The sequence below is a fragment of the Deltaproteobacteria bacterium genome, assembly GCA_018668695.1.
GTDB lineage: Bacteria > Myxococcota > XYA12-FULL-58-9 > XYA12-FULL-58-9 > JABJBS01 > JABJBS01.
Map to the genome: position 1 here is coordinate 1 of JABJBS010000083.1, position 7,972 is coordinate 7,972.

Here is a 7,972-nt window from a genome sequence, read left to right on the forward strand (position 1 = left end):
AGACGCAAGCGATGCAGCAGACGCAAGTGATGCGGCAGACGCAAGCGATGCAGCAGACGCAAGCGATGCGGCAGACGCAAGTGATGCGGCAGATGCAAGCGATGCAGCGGACGCAAGCGATGCAGCGGACGCAAGCGATGCAGCGGACGCAAGCGATGCAGCGGACGCAAGCGATGCAGCGGACGCAAGCGATGCAGCGGACGCAGCAGATGCCACCGATCCTCAAGATCCTAACGTAACCATTAACGTTGTATTTGATGCCTTCTTTGAAGACATCGCTTGGGTGCTTAATGAAGCAGATGGCAGCATGGTGGACATGGGGCTTCCGGAGGCTTCTGGCGAAGCGACTCTAAATTACGCTCTCGACGACGGCGAGTACTGCTTTACCGTATCCGATGCATTCGGTGACGGCGGCCTCACCATCAGCATCCTGGTAGACGGTATCGAAACGGTTCAATGGTTTGGTTACCAATACACTGATGATGCTGAACAATGTTTCGTGGTTAATACTGCATGCATTGCACAAGCAGGCGACGCTGCTGCTTACACCGACGAATGCGGTGTATGTGATGCAGACACAACCAACGATTGCGCCGAAGATTGCTACGGTGTTTGGGGCGGCGATGCCGTAGCCGATGCTTGTGGCACCTGCGACAACGATGCAACCAATGACTGCCCAAGTACAGAAGTGGTGGCTACCATTGTTGGTGACGAATACTTTGATGAAACCAGCTGGACTGTAACCGACGCATTCGGAACCGTTATCGACAGCGGTGCACTCGAAGTCGAAGGCGAAAACTCTAAGACTTGGCAGCTGGCCGACGGTTATTACTGCTTGAACGTGTTTGATTCCTATAGCGACGGTGGTTCCACTGGCTCCTTGACCGTGGGCGGCGAGACAAACGCAACCTGGGGAGAAGCAGACTACACCGCAGAAGCAAACTTCTGCTTTACCATTGGCGCTGACTGCAACGGTATTGATGGCGGTCTGGCTTACGCTGATGGCTGCGGAACCTGCGATGAAGACACAACCAATGACTGCGTACAAGACTGTACTGAAACCTGGGGCGGCACAGCAACTGTTGACCCATGCGGAACCTGTGTAACAGACGGCGAAACAGCGTGTGTTCCAAACACCGTGATTGCTGTGAACCCTGATCTGTACTTCGTCGAAAGCAGCTGGATTTTGGTAGATGGCGAAAGCAATGAAGTTGCTGCCGGTGACTTTGAGTCAGCCGACCCTTTCACAGCTGCACTTGAACTGGCGGACGGCGATTACTGCTTCACCATGGCTGATAGCTATGGCGACGGCGGTACAACAGGTACCATTACCCTCAACGACGTAGAGTACTACACTTGGGCGGCTGATGATTACACAACGGGTGCTGAGTTCTGTTTCACCATTGATTCAACATGCTTTGCCAGTGCCGAAGGTGCTGTTCTTGATGTATGTGGCGTTTGCGACGCTGACATGACCAACAACTGCGTTGTGGATTGCAACGGCGTCGGCGGCGGTGATTCCGTTGAAGACCTTTGTGGTACTTGCGACAACGACGCAAGCAACGACTGTACAGCGTACACTCTTTCAGTCACATTCAATGCTGACGACTTCTACTACGAAAGCACATGGGGCATCGTCGATGCGAACCGCAATGTAGTATTGGCAGAGGCCTCGCCTGATGCAGCTGGTACATTCACTGAAAGCTGGGAAATTCCTGCCGGTCGCTACTGCGCAGTCGCACTTGATTCATACGGAGACGGCGGCCTTTCAGGCGTTGTAAGTGTAGATAGTACTGATATCACCAGCTGGGCAGCCGATTCCTACACCGACCGCAGCGACGTTTGCTTCAATGTAGGACCTGACTGCGCTGGTACACTCAACGGTGATGCGCTCGAAGATGAGTGCGGTGTTTGCGATGCAGACCCAACCAATGATTGTGCACGAGACTGCGAAGGCGTCTGGGGCGGCACGGCTGAAAGTTGCGGTAACGTAACTTTCTGGATGACCTGCGATGATAACCTCGAAGAGGTTCGTTGGGCCGTAGCCGGTGTTGATGGTTACCTGGACCAAGGCGTACCCACTGAAACTTACACCAGCCTCGGCTGGGATCTGCCAACGGGTGTTTATCGCTTCCTGGTTTATGATTCAGGTGACAACGGCGGCTGCGCTGCCGAAATTAAAGTCAACGGTGAAACTGTTTCCGCTTGGACGGCAACGGCTTACCAAGGCGTCGCTTTGGTAGACATTAGCGTAGAGTAAAACAAATAATTGTGGATGCACCGCTCGACTTGGGCGGTGTATCCATGTTTTGTTCTCTCCATGAATCTTTCTGAACTCGCTCAAAACCTGCTGCCCATTCTCAAAGAAAATCTTCTACGAGAATATCCGAATAAGCAGGGCCATGTGCTGGTCACCTCAAACGACCTTCAAGCACCTCAAGAGCGTACTCCACTTTTCTATGGATGCTTCGATTGGCACTCTGCGGTGCACAGCTACGCCTCTTTGATTCGGCTATGCCGACTCTTGCCTGAAGCAAGCTGGTACAATCAAACACTTGAGTTTCTGGGCAAACAATTCTCAGCCTCGTCCATTCAAGCAGAACTCGACCACCTCAAGCGCCCAGGAACGGCCACATTTGAAATGCCTTATGGCATCGCCTGGCTTCTTATTCTTTGTAATGAGCTGCGACTCTCAAACACCGAACAAACATCCAATTGGCTTCAATACTTTGAGCCACTCGAAGAGCTTGCCGCCGAGCGCATGCTTCACTGGCTTCCCAAGTTAAGCTTCCCCATTCGGACCGGTGAGCATACCCAGACCGCTTTCTCCATGGGCTTGGTGTGGGATTGGGCCAAAACAAAAGACCACACGAAGGTGCAAACTACGATTAGAGAGCTCGCTCACAACTGGTATGGCACCGACGAAAATGCTCCCATCGCATACGAACCTTCGGCCCACGACTTTCTCTCACCCGCTCTATGTGAGGCAGCATTGATGGCCAAAATACAATCACCAAGCGATTTTTCAAGTTGGTTAGACCTCTTCTTGCCCAATCTAGCTACAAGCGGCGTTGGGCTAGAGCCCGTTCTGCCGAGCGACCGTGATGATGGTAAACTGGTTCATTTGGATGGCCTCAACATCAGCCGAGCATGGATGCTTCAAACCATCCTTCAAGCCCTGCCGCAGACCGACTCTCGAACCCAGCCACTCAGGCTATGCCAACAAGCCCATGCTGACGCATCCAGCGAGTGTCTTGAGCATGGTACCTACGCGGGTACTCATTGGCTCGGCACATTCATGCTCTACAATATTAGCTTCGGCGTATCATCATGATGAAGATTAAAGCCGCATACCTCGGAGGTTCTCGGAGCGATACCGGATGCGCCGAAGAAACCATCGAAGTCCCAGAGCAAAGCAGCGTTGCCGACGCCATCGCCATCATTTGTGAAAAGTACCCCAAGCTCAAAGCCCACTTGGGCACCGCTCGGTGGGCCCTAAATTTCGAATTCGTTGACCAGGAAGCGCCCTTAAAGCCAGGCGATGAACTCGCTCTGATTCCCCCGGTACAAGGCGGTGCCCCTCGGGTTCTCGTGACCGAGAGCGAACTCAATCTTCAGCACGCAGTAACGGCAGTGGTCGATGATACCATGGGTGCCACGGTGTTGTTTCTGGGAACCGTTCGTAACCACAACCGCGGCAAAGAAGTAGAGAGCCTTCATTATGAAGCCTACGTGCCGATGGTAGAGAAACAGCTCGAGAAAATTATCGATAAGATTGAGGGCGCATTCGCAGATACACGCCTCTTTATCGCCCACCGTTATGGCGACCTTGGTATTGGCGATGTTTCGGTTTTGATTGCAGCCGCCAGCGCCCACCGGGCCCCTGCCTTTGATGCAGCACGTGAAGCCATTGAGCAAATCAAAGTAGATGTGCCGATTTTCAAGCAAGAAAAGACTTCAGACGGTGATACTTGGATTGGCTGGGGCGGCGGCTAATTTTTTACGCAAGTGCCAGCTGACCAAATTGAAAAGCTGCTAGCTGTTGGTACAACCCTTCAACCTTAATCAATTCATCGTGGCTTCCCTGCTGAACAATCTTCCCGTGTTGCAGCACCACAATCCTATCCACCTTGCGAATCGTGGATAAACGGTGGGCTACGATGAGCGCAGTGCGTCCTTCTAAGAGCACATCGAGAGCATGCTGCAAACGTGCCTCTGTTTCGGAATCCACGTTGCTCGTGGCTTCATCCAAGACAAGGATATCTGGGTCTAAAACCAAAGCTCTGGCAAAGGCGAGAAGTTGTCTTTCACCGGCCGAAAAATTCGCCCCCAACTCTTTAACCTCGGTGTCGTAGCCCTCAGGAAGCTTTCCAATAAAGTCCGCGGCTTGAACAATTTTTGCCGCCTCTTGAATCTTATCTTCAGGCACATCCGCGGCGAGCTTTAAGTTGTCTCGAATACTTCCAGAAAAGAGGTAAACATCCTGAAGAACCACCGCGAAGCGCCGCCGGAGCTGTTCTAAGTTCAACTCTTTAAGGTCGACCCCATCATAAGTGATGCTGCCTTTTTGCACATCGTAGAGCCGGTTGAGAAGCTTTAAAATCGTAGTCTTACCAGAACCTGTAGGGCCAACCAGCGCAACTTTCTCTCCAGGCTGAATCTTCAAGTCGATGTCTTGAAGCACCCAATCGGGGCCAGCCTTACCCTCTTTATAAGCAAAGTCTACGCCCTTAAACTCAAGACCTTGTCGCATCGGCTTGACGCTTTGTGCGTTGTCGGCGCTGCTTAGAGTAATAGGCTCTTCTAAGAGCTTAAAGACGCGTTCAGCGCCCGCGAAAGCAGATTGCAAAATCGTGTACTTCGCCGAAAGGTCCCGAATCGGAATGAAAAATCGTCGAATGTATTGAATGAATGCCACCAGGACACCCGCTTGAACAGTTCCGGCCGCCAAGTCTTCGGCGCCGTTGAAAACGAGAACCGCAACCGCAACGGTGCCCATCGCCTCAACGATAGAAAAGAGTGACGCATCCAATCGAATCGCTTTGTGGTTGGCGTTACGGTAAGCGACGTTTAGTTCTCCAAAGGCGCCAATCGTTCGCGCTTCTTGTGCAAAAGCTTGAACCACGGTCATCCCAGGCAAATGCTCCGAAAGAAATGTGTTAATTCGGGAGAGGTGCTTACGAACCGCTCGGAAAGCCTCTCGAGCAAATCGTTGAACCACCACAGTGGCGAGAATTAAAGGCGGCACCACCACGAATGCGTAGAGTGTCATACCCGGATCAAGGTAAAGCATCGCCGACACAATCGCGATGATGGTTATCAAATCGGAGATGATGGTCACTGCACCCGTTGCAAAGATCTCTGCCAGTGATTCCACATCGTTTGTGAGGCGAGTTAATGTTCGGCCAATGGGGTTCACGTCAAAATAAGACTGCGGAAGCTTTTGCATGTGTGAGAACAAATCATTGCGCAAGCTTCGCATCGACCGCTGACCTAAAACACTCATCGCAAACTGCGACGAGAGGCCTGAAACGTAATCTACAACGAGCGCCAACAAGTAGCCGCCCGACAACGCGTAGAGCAAATCCATGTCTGCATTGGGGATCGCCACATCGAGAATTTGCTGAACAAGATAAGGCGGTAAAACAATCGCCAGAGCGCTCACCGGGTAGAGCAAGAGGGCTGTCATGAATAAGGCCTTATGCTGACCTAGGTAATAAAATAGACGCCGTATGAGGTGGCTGTCTTTTTTGAGGCGTTCATCACTCATTGCAGTCCAGCCTCCAATTCTTGACGCTTCACCATGCCCGCATAGAGTCCATCGGTCTCCATCAAAGATTTATGGGTTCCTCGCTCGGTGATTGCGCCATCATCGAGCACCACAATTTCATCAGCATGGGCTACGGCTGTCATACGGTGAGCTACGATAATCGTTGTCTTATCTTTTCGTAGCTTTCGAATTTGTTCCAAAATGGCTTCCTCCGTATCGCTATCGACGCTCGAGAGAGAATCATCAAGAATCAGAATAGGAGGGTCCAAAAGCAGTGCCCTGGCAATCGCCGTACGCTGTTTTTGTCCACCAGAAAGCGTAATGCCACGCTCTCCCACAATGGTTTCAAGTCCATTGGGTATGCTAGGATCTCGGTGGTCGAGGCTTGCACGCAAAAGAGCATTGGTCACATCCTCAGTACTTGCCTCCGGGCGACCAAAGGCAACGTTTTCAGCCAAACTTCTCGAAAACAATATGTTCTCTTGTGAGACGTAGCCAAACTGGCGACGAAGCGAGGCAAGCGTAAGTTCAGTGATATCGGTTCCACCGACAAAAACTGTTTCCGGGGGGATGTCCAGAAGGCGCATCAACGATTTAACGAACGTGCTCTTTCCACTGCCAATCGGGCCTACAACGCCCAGTGTTTGACCCGGTTTTAAATCAACGTCCACCTGTTCAAGAACCGAGGTCGCGTCATAGCTGAAACTTAGGTCCTTGACTCGCAGCGAAGGCTCAAGGCTCTCAACCTTAATTGGGCCGGAACGAATATCGGGCTCATAATCTAAGATTTCATTCAGCCGGCTCATAGCTGCGGCGCCGCGCTTCCAAATCGAGAGCACCCAGCCAAGGGCGAGTGTTGGCCAAGTAAGCAGCGCCATGTATTCAATAATCGCGACCACGTCTCCTAAAGACAGCTCTTCTTCTACCACCAAGCTCGCACCCGTGAACACGCCCAATAAGACGGTTAGACTCGATAGAGTCATGACCATGCGAAACATACCGCTGCGTACCCAAGCCAAGCGAACCGCCGCTGAGTAATTGGCATCATTAAGCTTGGAGAACTTTTCTTCACGTACGGTCTCAAGACCGAACGAACGAACGACGTGTGCGCCAGCGAGATTTTCCTGCACAAAGGCCGACAAATCGCCCATGCGTTCCTGCTGTTCTCTATTACGGGTATACAATAGTTTCCCAAGGTACCGCATCAAGAGCAGAGCCGGCGGGTAAACCGTGAGGATGACCATCGTTATCTTAGGTGAAATCATCCACATCAAAGGGATAGCCACACTGTAACCAATGGTTGTATTCACAACATTGAGTAACCCTGGTCCCAATAAAAGACGTAACTGGCCCAGGTCGTTGGTTGCCCGGCTCATCAAATCGCCCGTTGGGTGCTTTTGATAAAAACCTGCATCTTGGCTTGTGAGATGCTCAAAAAACTCGTTGCGAAAAGCCATCTCAACATCGCGAGCGGAAAAGAAAATAGCAACGCGGCTCAGTGTGCGAAACACTGCGCCCGCCAGAGCAAGACCCACCATGAGCCAAGCGAGCTGCTGAAGATAATCAACGTTTTCCCCTGTTTCCAGACCGTCGATGATCAGGCGCATCAATTGGGGCATGCACTGAGCGACCAGGTTGGTGAGGAGAAGCATGAGAATGCCCCAACCAAAGCGTTTTTTATGGCGACCGGCGTGAATCCACAGCCGCTTCATCACCCCTGCCTCTTCTTGCTCAAAACTCATTATGAACTCGTATCGCTAAATCTAATCGTCTGAGCAACCAAGGCATTCAGTCCATCGAGTACGTACTCTCTCATGAAAGGAGCGCTCTGCGTTTTCGCGTAACGCGCATCGACCATCCGCAATGTAGCGCGCTGGGCAACATGACTCGTAAGCCAAACGCTTTTCTCGGGGTCGACAAAGGGGTCGTGCGCTCCATGGATCACGTAAAGTCGACCTTTTGGAGTATTGCCCATTTCGATTTGACGACAGATCGCGTCGATATCGGGCTTAGCTTTTTCAAGAGTCTTGAGGACGCTGCGTAGCGCCCGTGGAGAGTCGAGTCTTAACGTCGTGTGCTCGCCATAGTCTACAGCCACTCTTTCCACGAGAGGAAAGTGGCTCGCCCATTTGCGAACCGAATTTTCGATACTCGAAGTGGCTCCAAGCCAAGGAGAAAGTAAAACGCCGCAGAGCCCTTCGG

The 7,972-nt window shown here is 51.9% G+C and carries 5 protein-coding genes and 1 pseudogene; 3 read left to right on the plus strand and 3 right to left on the minus strand.

The annotated features are described in order from the left end of the window. The 3 genes and pseudogenes from HOK28_04530 (at position 1) to HOK28_04540 (ending at position 3,996) form a co-directional block, all read left to right on the plus strand. Positions 1–223, plus strand: a pseudogene (locus HOK28_04530) (hypothetical protein). 2,097 nt (positions 224–2,320) lie between these two features. Then, a complete protein-coding gene (locus HOK28_04535) occupies positions 2,321–3,334 on the plus strand; it encodes a DUF2891 domain-containing protein (protein ID MBT6432334.1) in 1,014 nt (337 codons plus the stop codon). Next, complete coding sequence (locus tag HOK28_04540) at positions 3,331–3,996, plus strand: molybdenum cofactor biosynthesis protein MoaE (GenBank protein ID MBT6432335.1); 666 nt, start codon at positions 3,331–3,333, stop codon at positions 3,994–3,996. Before HOK28_04535 ends, HOK28_04540 begins: the two co-directional genes overlap by 4 nt. Positions 3,997–4,000: 4 nt before the next feature. Here the strand turns inward: HOK28_04540 and HOK28_04545 are convergent, their stop codons facing one another. From HOK28_04545 to HOK28_04555, 3 genes are all read right to left on the minus strand, one after another. Then, positions 4,001–5,770, minus strand: a complete 1,770-nt coding sequence (locus HOK28_04545; GenBank protein MBT6432336.1) for an ABC transporter ATP-binding protein — start codon at positions 5,768–5,770, stop codon at positions 4,001–4,003. After that, entirely contained in the window at positions 5,767–7,512 is a 1,746-nt protein-coding gene (locus HOK28_04550) for an ABC transporter ATP-binding protein (protein ID MBT6432337.1), read from the minus strand. The genes HOK28_04545 and HOK28_04550 overlap by 4 nt, the downstream gene beginning before the upstream one ends. Next, positions 7,512–7,972: hypothetical protein (locus tag HOK28_04555; protein MBT6432338.1), on the minus strand; the 461-nt coding region annotated here is incomplete at its 5' end. The genes HOK28_04555 and HOK28_04550, both read right to left, overlap by 1 nt.